This window comes from Hydrotalea sp. (assembly GCF_049968455.1).
Classification (GTDB): Bacteria; Bacteroidota; Bacteroidia; order Chitinophagales; family Chitinophagaceae; genus Hydrotalea.
This window is the reverse complement of the sequence record NZ_JBMFQT010000012.1, coordinates 51,577-64,665: the sequence shown is the minus strand read 5'-3', so window position 1 is coordinate 64,665 and position 13,089 is coordinate 51,577. Positions and strand designations below refer to the sequence as shown.

Annotated in this window: 13 protein-coding genes; 7 read left to right on the top strand and 6 right to left on the bottom strand. The window is 36.4% G+C overall.

Translation table 11 applies throughout. From position 1 onward, the window contains the following. Positions 1 to 3: 3 nt before the first annotated feature. Positions 4 to 717 carry a pirin family protein gene (locus ACP5P5_RS09820; RefSeq protein WP_428285931.1) on the bottom strand — a complete coding sequence of 238 codons (714 nt, stop codon included), beginning with the start codon at positions 715 to 717 and terminating at the stop codon, positions 4 to 6. A 50-nt stretch (positions 718 to 767) separates the two neighbouring features. Then, positions 768 to 1,226: a MarR family winged helix-turn-helix transcriptional regulator gene (locus ACP5P5_RS09815; RefSeq protein WP_428285930.1), complete on the bottom strand. Its 459-nt coding sequence runs from the start codon at positions 1,224 to 1,226 to the stop codon at positions 768 to 770. A 186-nt stretch (positions 1,227 to 1,412) separates the two neighbouring features. On the opposite strand from ACP5P5_RS09815, the gene sufB reads away from it, so the two are divergent. The 7 genes from sufB to ACP5P5_RS09780 are packed head-to-tail and all read left to right on the top strand — an operon-like array spanning position 1,413 to position 7,553. Next, on the top strand, positions 1,413 to 2,858 hold the full coding sequence (gene sufB, locus ACP5P5_RS09810; RefSeq protein WP_428285929.1) for a Fe-S cluster assembly protein SufB: 1,446 nt from the start codon (positions 1,413 to 1,415) through the stop codon (positions 2,856 to 2,858). Positions 2,859 to 2,890: 32 nt separating this feature from the next. Beyond that, on the top strand, positions 2,891 to 3,652 hold the full coding sequence (gene sufC / locus ACP5P5_RS09805) for a Fe-S cluster assembly ATPase SufC (protein ID WP_428285928.1): 762 nt from the start codon (positions 2,891 to 2,893) through the stop codon (positions 3,650 to 3,652). Positions 3,653 to 3,678: 26 nt separating this feature from the next. Continuing rightward, positions 3,679 to 4,992, top strand: a complete 1,314-nt coding sequence (sufD, locus tag ACP5P5_RS09800) for a Fe-S cluster assembly protein SufD (RefSeq protein ID WP_428285927.1) — start codon at positions 3,679 to 3,681, stop codon at positions 4,990 to 4,992. A 1-nt stretch (position 4,993) separates the two neighbouring features. Next, positions 4,994 to 6,244 (top strand): cysteine desulfurase, encoded by a 1,251-nt coding sequence (locus ACP5P5_RS09795; RefSeq protein ID WP_428285926.1) that lies wholly within the window; start codon positions 4,994 to 4,996, stop codon positions 6,242 to 6,244. A 1-nt stretch (position 6,245) separates the two neighbouring features. Beyond that, the gene (locus ACP5P5_RS09790; RefSeq protein ID WP_428285925.1) at positions 6,246 to 6,680 is read left to right on the top strand and encodes a SufE family protein; all 435 of its coding nucleotides are present in this window, start codon (positions 6,246 to 6,248) and stop codon (positions 6,678 to 6,680) included. A gap of 12 nt (positions 6,681 to 6,692) precedes the next feature. After that, entirely contained in the window at positions 6,693 to 7,004 is a 312-nt protein-coding gene (locus tag ACP5P5_RS09785; RefSeq protein WP_111296900.1) for an iron-sulfur cluster assembly protein, read from the top strand. 60 nt (positions 7,005 to 7,064) lie between these two features. Further along, complete coding sequence (locus tag ACP5P5_RS09780) at positions 7,065 to 7,553, top strand: RrF2 family transcriptional regulator (RefSeq protein ID WP_428285924.1); 489 nt, start codon at positions 7,065 to 7,067, stop codon at positions 7,551 to 7,553. Between the two features lie 179 nt (positions 7,554 to 7,732). On the opposite strand, the gene ACP5P5_RS09775 is transcribed toward ACP5P5_RS09780, so the two are convergent. From ACP5P5_RS09775 to ACP5P5_RS09760, 4 genes are all read right to left on the bottom strand, one after another. Beyond that, a complete protein-coding gene (locus tag ACP5P5_RS09775) occupies positions 7,733 to 9,184 on the bottom strand; it encodes a bifunctional 2-methylcitrate dehydratase/aconitate hydratase (protein WP_428285923.1) in 1,452 nt (483 codons plus the stop codon). 31 nt (positions 9,185 to 9,215) lie between these two features. Continuing rightward, on the bottom strand, positions 9,216 to 10,367 hold the full coding sequence (prpC, locus tag ACP5P5_RS09770) for a bifunctional 2-methylcitrate synthase/citrate synthase (protein ID WP_428285922.1): 1,152 nt from the start codon (positions 10,365 to 10,367) through the stop codon (positions 9,216 to 9,218). Further along, positions 10,364 to 11,263 carry a methylisocitrate lyase gene (prpB, locus tag ACP5P5_RS09765; protein WP_428285921.1) on the bottom strand — a complete coding sequence of 300 codons (900 nt, stop codon included), beginning with the start codon at positions 11,261 to 11,263 and terminating at the stop codon, positions 10,364 to 10,366. Before prpB ends, prpC begins: the two co-directional genes overlap by 4 nt. 337 nt (positions 11,264 to 11,600) lie before the next feature. After that, complete coding sequence (locus tag ACP5P5_RS09760) at positions 11,601 to 12,971, bottom strand: peptidylprolyl isomerase (protein ID WP_428285920.1); 1,371 nt, start codon at positions 12,969 to 12,971, stop codon at positions 11,601 to 11,603. Positions 12,972 to 13,089 lie beyond the last annotated feature (118 nt).

The following is a 13,089-nucleotide window of genomic DNA, read 5'->3' as shown; positions in this document are numbered from 1 at the left end:
GTTTTATTCAGTTATCATGGGTACTTCCATTAATAAAATATGCGAGCCTGCTTCTATTTGAATGGGTATTTCAGAAGCTTCAGTAATGCCCATGGCATCACGGTTATTTAAAGTAGTGTTATTGATTGTTGCACTTCCTTCAATAACAAAAACATAAACACCATTACCAGGTTGGTGAAGTTGATAATTTATGTTAGTTGTAGCATCAAATTTGCCTAAACTGAACCATGCATCCTGGTTAATCCATAAAGCTTTGTCATTATCGGGTGCAACAATAGTAACTAATTGATTTTTTAAACTGTCACTATTCAGTGTTATTTGCTGATAGCGGGGAGTTATATTTAATTCTTTGGGTAAAACCCATATTTGCAAAAATTTTACTTGCCTGTTGTGGTTAGCATTGGTTTCACTGTGCACAATACCGCTGCCTGCACTCATAATTTGTATATCGTTTTCTTTAATTATAGCATCGCGTCCGGTATTGTCTTTGTGGTGCAAGTCGCCAGAAAGTGGAATGGAAATAATTTCCATATTTCGGTGAGGGTGAGCAGAAAAGCCCATTCCGGGTGCAACTGTATCATCATTCAATACCCTCAATGCACCAAAGTGCATTCTTTCAGGGTTGTAATAATCAGCAAAACTAAAAGTATGGCGGCTATACAACCAGCCATGTTGGGCTATGCCTCTTGAATTTGCTGTATGTATTATTGTATTCATGAAATATTATTTAGATTATCGGTGTATATACATATATTTAGTTAAAAAAATTATTTTTCTTTCAATCTTATTTTTTCCAGCAGTGCATTTAGTTGTTGAGCCTCTTCAGTGCTCAATAAAATTTCAGCTTCATGATATGCATCCATTGCTTGCCTGCTTCTTTCCAATAAATCAATACCTAAGGGTGTTAAATGAATAACAGTTTCCCTTTTGTCAATTTGCGACTGGTTGCGTTCTACCAATTTTTTAAGTTCCAAGCGGTCAACAATTCTTGGTACGTTCGAATTTTTTTCTATCATTCGCCCAGCAATGTCGCGAACACACATGGACTTCGGGTGTTTACCCTTTAAAATTCTTAAAACATTAAATTGTTCTTGGGTAATTCCGTATTGTTTTAAAATCGCTGCTCCTTTGGTTTTAAGCCACCAGGCAGTGTATAAAATATTTAATGTTGCCTTATGCACTTCGCTTTTAAAATTTTCACTTTGTATGGCTTGTTCTAGTTTCACAACACAAATGTATGTACATACATGTAATTTTTCAAATTTTTTAAAGGGGTATAAATTTTGGTCTGCAATGGGTAGTTACGACAAGCGGAAAAATCGACATTCTGTTTATACTATTTTGTACAAACAGAAAAAAGCAGTTACCTTTGTAGCTGAATTTGAATTGCATTTCACGAAAAAATAAGCAGAATGAAAGAAGAAATTGATGTGCTGGAGCAGGCCATAGGTTCTGAATACAAGTATGGATTTGTTACAAACATTGAAACGGAAACGGTTCCCAAAGGTTTAAATGAAGATATTGTAAGGCTTATTTCGCAAAAGAAAAACGAGCCGGAATGGATGTTAAATTGGCGCCTTAAAGCATATGCTCATTGGTTAAAAATGGAATCACCCGACTGGGCCAATATTAAATATCCGCCTATTAATTTTCAGGACATAATTTACTATGCCGCTCCCAAAAAAAAGCAGGCTTTAAATAGTTTAGATGAAGTTGACCCAGAGCTTTTGAAAACTTTTGAAAAGTTGGGTATTTCTCTTGCTGAGCAAAAAAGGCTAACCGGTGTGGCGGTTGATGTGGTAATGGATAGCGTTTCGGTAGCTACTTCATTTAAACAACAGCTTGCAGAAGTAGGTATTATTTTCTGCTCCATGAGTGAGGCTATTCAAAATCATCCCGATTTGATACAAAAGTATTTGGGTTCGGTAGTACCTATGACTGATAATTACTTTTCTGCTTTAAATAGTGCCGTTTTTTCTGATGGCTCATTTTGTTACATACCCAAGGGGGTACGTTGCCCAATGGAGCTATCTACTTATTTCCGTATTAATGCTGAAAATACCGGACAATTTGAGCGTACTTTAATTGTTGCAGAAGAAGGCGCCTATGTAAGTTATTTGGAAGGTTGTACAGCGCCCAAACGTGATGAAAACCAATTGCACGCTGCAGTAGTAGAATTGGTGGCACATAAGGATGCAGAAATTAAATATTCAACGGTGCAAAACTGGTATCCTGGTGATGCTAACGGAGAAGGAGGTATTTATAATTTTGTTACCAAACGGGGTATTTGTTTAGGCGAACGTTCAAAAATTTCGTGGTCGCAAGTGGAAACCGGTTCTGCCATTACCTGGAAATACCCAAGCGTAATTTTAAAAGGTGATTATTCTGTTGGGGAATTTTATTCAGTTGCGCTTACCAATCATTTACAGCAAGCCGATACCGGTACCAAGATGATTCACATTGGAAAAAATACCCGCAGCCGAATTGTATCTAAAGGGATTTCTGCAGGCAAAAGTCAAAATAGTTATCGTGGCTTGGTAAAAGTGGCTAAAAATGCAATCAATGCTCGTAACTTTTCACAATGCGACTCCTTGTTATTGGGCGATAAATGTGGTGCCCATACTTTCCCATACATAGAGGCTTCTCATCCCTCTGCTATTATTGAACATGAAGCCACTACTTCTAAAATCGGTGAAGATCAATTGTTTTATTGCCGCCAACGTGGTATTGACACGGAAGCTGCTGTTGCATTAATTGTTACCGGTTTTGCCAAAGAGGTAATGAACCAGTTGCCCATGGAATTTGCTGTGGAAGCACAAAAACTTTTAGCTATTAGTTTGGAGGGAAGTGTAGGTTAAATTAAATTTTTCATTAATTATATTTTATTAATATGTTATCTATTCACAACATTCATGCTGCTATTGAAGGAAAAGAAATTTTAAAGGGAATTAATTTGGAAGTTAAAGCCGGTGAAGTACACGCTATTATGGGTCCCAATGGTTCCGGAAAAAGTACTTTGGCATCAGTTTTAGCCGGTAGGGAAGAATATGAAGTAACGGATGGTTCTATTACTTTTTTGGGAAAAAATATGTTAGACCTATCGCCCGAAGATAGAGCCCGCGAAGGTTTGTTTTTGGCTTTTCAATACCCTGTTGAAATTCCCGGTGTAAGCACTACCAATTTTATTAAAACAGCAGTGAATGAAAAAAGAAAATACCATGGTTTAGAACCTTTGGATGCTGTTTCTTTTTTGAAATTGATGAAAGAGAAAATGCAGTTGGTTGAAATAGATAAAGCCTTACTTACCCGTTCAGTGAATGAAGGTTTTTCGGGTGGTGAAAAAAAGAAAAATGAAATTTTTCAAATGGCCATGCTCGAACCCAAATTAACTATATTAGATGAAACCGATTCGGGTTTGGATATTGATGCTTTACGTATTGTTGCCAGCGGTGTTAATAAATTACGTAGCAGCGAAAATGCCATTATTGTTATTACCCACTACCAGCGTTTGTTGGATTATTTACAGCCTGACTTTGTACACGTATTGTATAATGGACGCATAGTGAAATCGGGTACCAAAGATTTGGCACTTACCTTAGAAGACCAAGGATACGATTACATAAAAGAAGCATTCGGTGCTACCGCTCAATAACATTGATTTTAAATTTTTAAAAGAATATGGCAATTTCAGAATCGGCATATATACAGGAAAAGTTTAGTGCATTGCAAACGCAGCAAGCAGATGCTGTACTAAACGAAATTCGTTTAAAGGCATTTGAAAATTTTCAGGTAAATGGTATTCCTTCTTATAAAAATGAAGAATGGCGTTATACACCTGTTAGCCAGTTGTTCAAAAAGCCCTTCGAATTAAGTGAAAATACTGTTTCAATTGAACAGCAATTTTTGCAACAGATACGTTTGCCTAATAGTAACGAAGTTAATGAGTTGATATTTGTAAATGGTATTTATAATGCTTCACTTTCAAACATTCGCTCAAAAGAGTTGCTGGTGCTGCCGTTGCAAAAAGCACTGTCTGATACAGCATATGCCGAGTTGGTAAAAGCACATTTAGGTAAAAGCAGTTTGTATATTAAAGATGGTGTACATGCTTTAAATACCAGTTTTATCAATGGTGGTGTGTTTGTGTATGTTCCTAAAAATACACAAATAGATTTACCATTTTATGTTTATCATTTGTGTAACACACAAGTAAATCCGGTTTTAGCACAACCGCGTAGTTTGGTATATGTTTCTGAATCTGCTTCATTGAAAATTGTTGAACATTATGCTACCATCGGTAATGCAGATAGTTTTATTAATGAAGTAATGGAAGTAGTAGTGGCTGAAAATGCAAATTTTGAATATTACAAGTTGCAGGCAGATGTTGCTAATGCTAATCAAGTAAATACCACACATATTCGTCAAATTGGTAAAAGCTTTGTACACACGGTAGTAGCTACATTAACCGGGGGTATGTTGCGTAATAATACCAATATTATAATGGAAAAAGCCGGTAATGAAGCGCACATGTATGGTTTGTATTTGTTAAATGGAAGTACACATGCCGACAATCATACCTTGGTAGATAACCGTGAGCCTAACTGTTTTAGTAACGAATTATATAAAGGAATTTTAGACGGTAACAGTACCGGTGTCTTTAGTGGTAAAATATATGTAAGACCTCAGGCACAAAAAACCAATGCTTACCAGAGTAATAAAAATATTTTGCTAAGTGATTATGCTTCGGTAAACACTAAGCCACAATTAGAAATTTTTGCTGATGATGTAAAATGTTCACACGGATGTACTGTGGGAAGATTAGATGAGGAAGCTTTATTTTATTTACGTTCACGTGGAATTGATACCGCACAGGCAAAAGCCATGTTGTTGTTGGCATTTGCCAATGATGTAATTGATAAAATAAACATTGAATCATTGCGTGAGCATATTGAAGATATTATTGTAAACAGGCTGGCTGTGCAAACCAGTTAATATGATTATGGAAACCGCAAGTGCAATATTAAATACTTTACCTGTAAGTGAAGTTCGTTCACAATTTCCTTTATTACAGCGTACTATAAACAATAAGCCCATCGTTTATTTAGATAATGCGGCAACTACACAAAAGCCTTGGCCAGTAATTAATGCTTTGCGCGATTTTTATGTGAATACAAATGCCAACATACATCGTGGCATACACACTTTGGCTGAAGAAGCTACCACAGCTTATGAAGCTACCCGTTTAGCGGTTCAATCTTTTATTGGTGCAGCAGCACCCGAGGAAATTATTTTTACCCGTGGCACAACTGAGTCAATTAATTTGGTTGCCAATACTTGGGGTAAGCAAAATATACATGAAGGAGATGAAATAATAATTTCTGCTATGGAACACCACTCTAATATTGTTCCATGGCAAATTTTATGTGCTGAAAAAAAAGCTGTTTTAAAAGTAGTTCCCGTAAATGATGCCGGTGAACTAATTATGGAAGAATTTGAAAAGCTGTTATCGCCTAAAACAAAACTGGTAGCAATTACTTATGTGTCTAATAGCTTAGGTACTATAAATCCCATAAGCGATATTATAACTATGGCACATAACGTAGGTGCATTGGTGTTAGTTGATGGTGCACAAGCAACTGTTCACTTAAATATTCAGGTGCAGCATCTAAATTGCGATTTCTATGCTTTTTCAGGCCATAAAATTTACGGGCCAACCGGAGTGGGTGTACTATACGGCAAACAAGCATTACTTGAAAGCATGCCGGTTTTTATGGGCGGTGGGGAAATGATTAAGGAAGTGAGTTTTGAAAAAACTACTTATGCTGTTCTGCCCTACAAATATGAGGCCGGTACGCCTAATATTGCTGACACCGTTGCTTTGAAAGCCGCTATTGATTTTATGCAGCAAACCGGTATTGAAAAAATTCAAGCGCACGAAAATGCTTTATTGGCTTATGCCACCGATAAGTTGTTGCAAATAGATGCTTTACATATTTATGGCACTGCCAAAAATAAAACCGGCGTAATATCATTTTTGATAAAAAATATACACCCACAGGATATGGGGGTTTTATTAGATAATCAGGCAATTGCAGTTCGTACTGGTCATCATTGTACACAACCATTAATGCATCGATTTGGGATACCCGGCACGGTTCGTGCTTCATTTGCCATGTATAATACTTTTGAAGAAGTGGATGCTTTAGTAAAAGGAATTGAAAAATCAAAAAAAATGCTTTTATAGTATGAGTGAATCCAATACCATAGCGGCCAGAGAAGCAGAGATTGTTGAAGCTTTTTCGTTGTTAGACAGCTGGGAAGAAAAATATGAATATATTATAGAGTTAGGTAAACAACTGCCACCCCTTGATTCAAAATACAAACTGGAAGAAAATATAATTAAAGGTTGTCAGTCAACTGTTTGGTTAGTGGCCAACTTTGAAAATGGTAAAGTGTATTTTAAAGCGGATAGTGATGCCGTTATTGTAAAAGGTTTGGTAAGCTTGTTAATTAAAGTATTATCGGGACTTACACCTGATGAAATTTTACAAGCTAAGTTGGGCTTTTTGCAAGATATTGGTATGATGTCGCATTTGGCACAAACTCGTTCAAACGGGTTAAGGGCTATGATTCAGCAAATGAAAAATTATGCTTTGGCTTTTCAATCTATACATTCTTAAAATTGTATACACATGGAACCTGAAGTATTGCGGGAAAAAGTAATTGAAGTACTCCATCAAATTTATGATCCGGAAATTCCGGTGGATATATATGAGCTGGGATTGATTTATGAGGTGAAAGTATTGCCGATTAATAATGTTCAAATTGTAATGACATTAACAGCACCAAGTTGCCCTGCTGCACAGGAATTGCCTATTGAAGTTGACCAAAAAGTGAGAGCAATTGAGGGTGTAAATGATGTACATGTTTCTGTGGTTTGGAATCCACCATGGGATAAAAGCATGATGAGCGAAGCAGCCCAATTAACACTGGGTTTCTTATAATTTTGATTATTTAGCCATAAAAGTATTCTGTTAATTGAAAAATTAAATCAATCAATCAACATGAAAATAACCGCACAGGAAGAATATGGTTTAAGAATATTAATACGTATTGCCCGTTGCAAAGACAATGAGGGCCTAAGCATTCTTGCGTTAAGCCAGGCAGAAGGCTTAACGAAAGCATATATAGCAAAGCTAACCCGTTTGTTACGGAAAGCCGGTTACATAAATAGTACACCTGGTAACGTAGGTGGCTATGTGTTAGCACGACCTGCTAAAGAAATTAATGTTAACCAGGTACTTAAATCCCTGGGGGGTGCCTTATTTTCAAAAGAGTTTTGTGGCGACTATAGTGGTGCCATGCGCTTTTGTAATAATTCGGTTGATTGTTCTGTTCGTTCATTGTGGCAAATGGTACAGTTTTCAATTGATCAATTATTAGATAAAGTGAGCTTACAAGATTTAATTGGAAGTGAACAAAGCTCAGAAAACCTACTCAATAATCTTTTTCAAGCACATTTGCAATTATTGAAAGAGGCAGAACCCGCTTAGTTTATTTAATCAATATAAACAACGGTAACACACTTGTATATTCAGCATTTTACTGTGCTGTTTAAATCAAAATATTTCAAGTAAAAAAAGAGGCTGTATATAGTTTATACAGCCTCTTTATATTTTCAACAAAACAAATACAGCAAAAATGATTCATGCTGTTTGTTTACTGCACTAAACTATATCACCATTAAATCAACAAACTCATTTACGTGGGTATTGATAAGCGTGTTGTAGTTTAATGCAATGTTCAAAATGTTTTGCTGTTGTTTCTCAGGGAATTTGCGTGCCAAATTAATTTTAAACTTTTTCAATAATTCAGGAATACCTTCTTCTCTTCTGCGCTTATGGCCTATGGGGTATTCTACCACAACTTCATTTAATTTGGTTCCATCATTTAATTCAACTCTAAGTGCATTTGCAATTGACCGTTTTTCCGGATCGTGGTAGTCTTTAGTAAATTGAGGATCTTCAACACAAGTAATTTTTTCGCGCAAAGCATCAATTCTGCTATCAGCAGCTACATTGTCTTCATAATCGGCAGCTGTTAGGCGGCCAAAAATAAGTGGAATGGCAACCATGTACTGAATACAGTGGTCTCGATCGGCCGGATTATTCAATGGGCCTTTTTTATCAATAATGCGAATGGCAGCTTCATGTGTACGAATTGTTATTTGTTTTATATCATTGGATGATTTGCCCATTGCGTTTAACTGTTTGTGAATAGTCATTGCCGCTTCAACCGCAGTTTGGGAATGGAATTCAGCAGGAAATGATATTTTAAATAAAACATTTTCCATTACATAAGAACCATAGTCGCGTTGAAATTGGAATGTATTTCCTTTGAATAGAACGTCATAAAAACCCCATTTGGGCGCGGTAAGTACAGAAGGATATCCCATTTCTCCCGTTTTAGCAATTAGTGCCAAACGTACAGCCCTTGACGTAGCGTCACCGGCTGCCCATGATTTACGACTTCCGGTATTGGGAGCATGGCGATAGGTGCGTAAAGAATGACCATCGAGAAATGCATTGGAAATGGCGTTGATTAATTCATCACGAGTTAAACCAATAAGTTTACCCACTACAGCAGTAGAAGCCACTTTCACCAATAAAACATGATCTAAGCCTACTTTGTTGAAAGAATTTTCTAACGCCAAAACTCCCTGAATTTCGTGGGCTCTAATCATGGCATCCAATACATCTTTCATTAATAAAGCAGGTTTACCTGCTGCAACATAAGTGCGAGAAAGCCAATCGGCTGTTGCCAAAATACCTCCTAAATTATCAGATGGGTGTCCCCATTCTGCAGCTAGCCAGGTATCATTAAAATCGAGCCAACGTATCATGGCACCAATATTAAATGCTGCTTGAACCGGATCTAATTGAAATTGAGTTCCCGGAACTTTTGCACCGTTGGGTACAATTGTACCATGTACAATAGGGCCTAATAGTTTAGTACAGGCAGGATAAGTAAGTGCTTCAAATCCACAACCTAAAGTATCTAGTAAACAATAATGAGCAGTTTTCCAAGCAAGCTCATTTTTAATTTCATAATTCAATACATAATCTACTATATCGGTTAATACCTTATCAGGTTGCGGACGTTCATTACTAATATGTTGTGACATTCTATAATTATTTTATTTATTACGAATAGGATTAACGTTTTTCTATGGTTACAAAATCTCTGTTTTCAGGGCCTGTATAATTGGCACTTGGACGAATGATTTTTCCATCTTGCCTTTGTTCAATAATATGTGCGCTCCAACCGGTAACTCTTGCAACAACGAACAAAGGGGTAAACATGGCAGTAGGTACGCCCATTAAATGATAAGATACTGCAGAAAACCAATCGAGATTGGGGAACATTTTTTTCTCATTCCACATTATGGTTTCAATGCGTTCAGCAACCTGATATAGCTGCATGTCATTGGCTTCTTTTGAAAGGTCGTGTGCAATTTTTTTAATCACCACATTGCGCGGGTCGGAAATGGTGTAAACAGGGTGGCCAAAGCCAATAATCACTTCTTTATTTTCCAATCTTTTTTTTATGTCTTGTTCTGCTTCATCGGCTGATGAATAGCGGCTTTGAATATCATAAGCTACTTCATTCGCACCACCATGTTTGGGTCCACGTAATGCGCCAATGGCTCCTGTAATGGCCGAATAAAAATCAGAGGCAGTTCCAGCAATTACGCGTCCGGTAAAAGTAGATGCATTGAATTCGTGTTCGGCATATAAAATTAATGAAGTATGCATTGCTCTTTCCCAATATTTACTTGGTTTTTTGCCATGTAATAAATGTAAAAAATGTGCACCGATGCTATCATCATCTGTTTCTACATCAATTTGTTTACCGTTGTGTGAAAAGTGGTACCAGTATAATAATGCAGAGCTAAGTGATGCTAGCAATTTATCAGCAATATCTTTTGCGCCTGCTACGTTGTGGTCTTCTTTTTCGGGTAATACGGTTCCCATAACGGACACGGCTGTTCGTAATACATCCATTGGGTGTGAAGACGCAGGAATTTGTTGCAATATTTGTTTTACAACTACAGGTAAACCTCTTAACGATTTTAATTTAATTTTATAGGCGGCCAATTGTGCTTTATTTGGTAATTCACCATAAATCAGCAAATAAGCTACTTCTTCGAATTCTGCTTTTTCGGCTAAGTCAAGAATATTATAGCCACGGTAATGCAGATCGTTTCCACTTTTACCAACTGTGCAAAGAGCCGTATTACCGGCAACAATACCAGAAAGCGCTACGCTTTTTTTGGGTTTTGGTGTAGGTGTTGTATTGTCTGTCATTGTTTATTTTTTTTAAAAAGGTTATCAATTTTTTGTTCATATTCATAATAGCCAATGCTTTTATACAGTTCATCTCGGGTTTGCATGGTATCTAAAACATTTTTCTGTGTGCCATCGGTACGAATATGTTGGTATACGTTTAAAGCTGCTTTATTAGCAGCTCTAAATGCAGATAACGGATACAATACCAATCCAACGCCGGCATCACGCAATTCCTGTACTGTATATAATGGTGTCATTCCAAACTCTGTCATATTGGCTAATACCGGAATACCGGTTGCATCAACAAATTTCTGATAATAACTAACATTCGTTATTGCTTCGGCAAAAATAAAATCGGCCCCTGCTTCTTTATAAGCAACAGCTCTTTCTAAAGTTTTTTCTAAGCCTTCATTGGCTAAAGCATCTGTACGGGCACCAATTACAAAGTGTTCATCGGTTTTTGCATCCACTGCAGCCTTTATACGGTCAACCATTTCTTCTTTACTCACCACTTCTTTACCGGGTCTGTGTCCGCAACGTTTAGCACCTACCTGGTCTTCAATATGCAATGCAGCGGCTCCTGCTTTTATAAGCGATTTCACTGTTCGTGCAATATTAAAAGCAGATGATCCAAATCCTGTATCAACATCTACTAATAATGGTGTATTGGTAACATTGGTTATTCTGTTTATATCAATTAAAACATCTTCTAATGTAGTAATGCCTAAATCGGGAATACCCAAAGAACCGGCTGCTACACCACCACCTGACAAATAAATAGCTTTAAATCCGCTTTGGGTAGCCAATAAAGCATGGTTAGCATTAATGGTGCCTACAATTTGAAGCGGTTTTTCGTTTTGCATAGCTTCTTTAAACCTAAAGCCGGGCGAACCTGATACAATTGACTGCTGCATGATGAAAAGTTTAAAAAAAATTGTATTAAGCAATAAGCACAAAATAATATTTTATGCAGCCACAAAAGTACAGCCTGATGCTCTTATAAAGTTTTGACAGGGAATATTTATTTACCTATTTTTTATTTAAAATTTTATCTATTTGTTTGGCCTTTTTCTTTTTCATTAATAAGCGGATAAGGAATGTTTTAGTAGGGTGATGTGTTAGCTAAATAAAGCATGGTATACCTTTTCCGTGCCAATGAAATAATATTTTTTAAGGTAAAACGGTTAGTTAATGCAATAAAAAAGCCCCTATTTCTTAGAATGAGGGGCTTTTTAAAATAACAATACGGATTTAATTTTTAGCAGCATATTTCCACCATTCATCTAGTGATTTGCAGCCTTTAAATTCTTTATCAATGGTAATATAGAATGAAGGTAAATGATCATTGAACCATTGTTCCAATTTTTGTTGTTTTTTATCTTCAAGGGCTTGTTGCGCAATTTTATTATAGTCTTCCTTTAAATTTTCACGATGCGGTTCAGTTCTAGTTTTTAAATATACCAAACGTACCATTTTTCTACCTCTATCATCTGTGTATACTTGTGGTTTAGAAATGTCGCCTGGTTTCAAATTTTTAAGTAAAGGAATGAGTTCTTTGTCAGGTAATTGGTCAATGGTAATGTATGAGCTTCCATCTCTTCCTTGAATTTGGCCACCGGTGAATTTGCTATTTTCGTCATCGCTAAAGCGGTTAACAGCTTCACCAAAAGTAATTTGTTTGGTTTCTATTAAATTTCTAATAGAATCTAATTTGTCTACCGCTAAATTAATTTCGGTTTGTGTAACTGGAGGAATTTTTAAAATATGGCGAACTACTGCATCATCACCAGAACGGCTAACCAACTGAATAATGTGTAATCCAAATTTTGATTTGATAACCGGAGAAATTTGTCCTTCTTTCAGTTTAAATACAGTTGAAAGGAATGTTGGGTCCCAGAATTTATCGTTTCTATTTAAATGTAATAAGCCACCTTGTTTTTCTGTTTCTACGTCGTCGGAGTATAATTTAGCCAATTGATCAAATCGTTTTTGACCGGTTTCTACCTGATTTTTATAACTATATAAATCTTTCGATACATAATCTTCCACCTCCTTATTGGCTTTAGGTTGAATTAGAATCTGGCTAACTTCTATTTCGCTTTCAAAGAAGGGTAAGCTATCTTTTGGAATTTTATCGAAATAGGCTTTTACTTCATTAGGAGTAACTTTTACGTTATCCAAAATTTTGTTGCGCATTTGGTCGGCCAATTTACGATCGCGGAAAGCAGGTCTAAAATCTTCTTTAATTTGATAAATGGTTTTACCGGCGATTTCTTCCAATACTTCTTTAGAACCATATTCGCGGATAAAGCCTCTAATTTGGTTATCCAATGCAGCATCCAAATCTTCATCTGATACAGTCAGTGAGTCTTTTTCTGCTTGCAAAACCAATGCTTTTTGTATAAGTTGTGCTTCTAAAAATGCGCATTCCGGATGAGGAGGTAAGGAAGCCTCTTGTCCTTGTCTTTTGGCATCGGAAATAGCATTCATCACATCAGAGCGTAAAATAATTTTATCGCCTACTTGCGCCACAATTTTATCTGCTACAACCTTTTGAACCTGTGCGTTTAATGCGGTTAAGGATGTGCATACAATCAAACTAAAAATTAAAAAATGTTTCATAAGTTAAATATGCTTGTAATCTGCAATAAAGCCGAAGGAAATTCCTTTTAAAGGCCCAATCACTTTTTACAAAAAAGTATTTCAAATGTACTTCTAAACTTTTGCAAACTTTAAGCCG

Excerpts from the sequence above, each read along its gene's own strand:
- prpB (WP_428285921.1), bottom strand. The coding sequence starts at position 11,263 with ATGCAGCAGTCAATTGTATCAGGTTCGCCCGGCTTTAGGTTTAAAGAA.
- ACP5P5_RS09780 (WP_428285924.1), top strand. The coding sequence starts at position 7,065 with ATGAAAATAACCGCACAGGAAGAATATGGTTTAAGAATATTAATACGT.
- ACP5P5_RS09795 (WP_428285926.1), top strand. The coding sequence starts at position 4,994 with ATGATTATGGAAACCGCAAGTGCAATATTAAATACTTTACCTGTAAGT.
- ACP5P5_RS09790 (WP_428285925.1), top strand. The coding sequence starts at position 6,246 with ATGAGTGAATCCAATACCATAGCGGCCAGAGAAGCAGAGATTGTTGAA.
- ACP5P5_RS09775 (WP_428285923.1), bottom strand. The coding sequence starts at position 9,184 with ATGTCACAACATATTAGTAATGAACGTCCGCAACCTGATAAGGTATTA.
- sufB (WP_428285929.1), top strand. The coding sequence starts at position 1,413 with ATGAAAGAAGAAATTGATGTGCTGGAGCAGGCCATAGGTTCTGAATAC.
- ACP5P5_RS09785 (WP_111296900.1), top strand. The coding sequence starts at position 6,693 with ATGGAACCTGAAGTATTGCGGGAAAAAGTAATTGAAGTACTCCATCAA.
- prpC (WP_428285922.1), bottom strand. The coding sequence starts at position 10,367 with ATGACAGACAATACAACACCTACACCAAAACCCAAAAAAAGCGTAGCG.
- ACP5P5_RS09760 (WP_428285920.1), bottom strand. The coding sequence starts at position 12,971 with ATGAAACATTTTTTAATTTTTAGTTTGATTGTATGCACATCCTTAACC.
- sufD (WP_428285927.1), top strand. The coding sequence starts at position 3,679 with ATGGCAATTTCAGAATCGGCATATATACAGGAAAAGTTTAGTGCATTG.
- ACP5P5_RS09820 (WP_428285931.1), bottom strand. The coding sequence starts at position 717 with ATGAATACAATAATACATACAGCAAATTCAAGAGGCATAGCCCAACAT.
- sufC (WP_428285928.1), top strand. The coding sequence starts at position 2,891 with ATGTTATCTATTCACAACATTCATGCTGCTATTGAAGGAAAAGAAATT.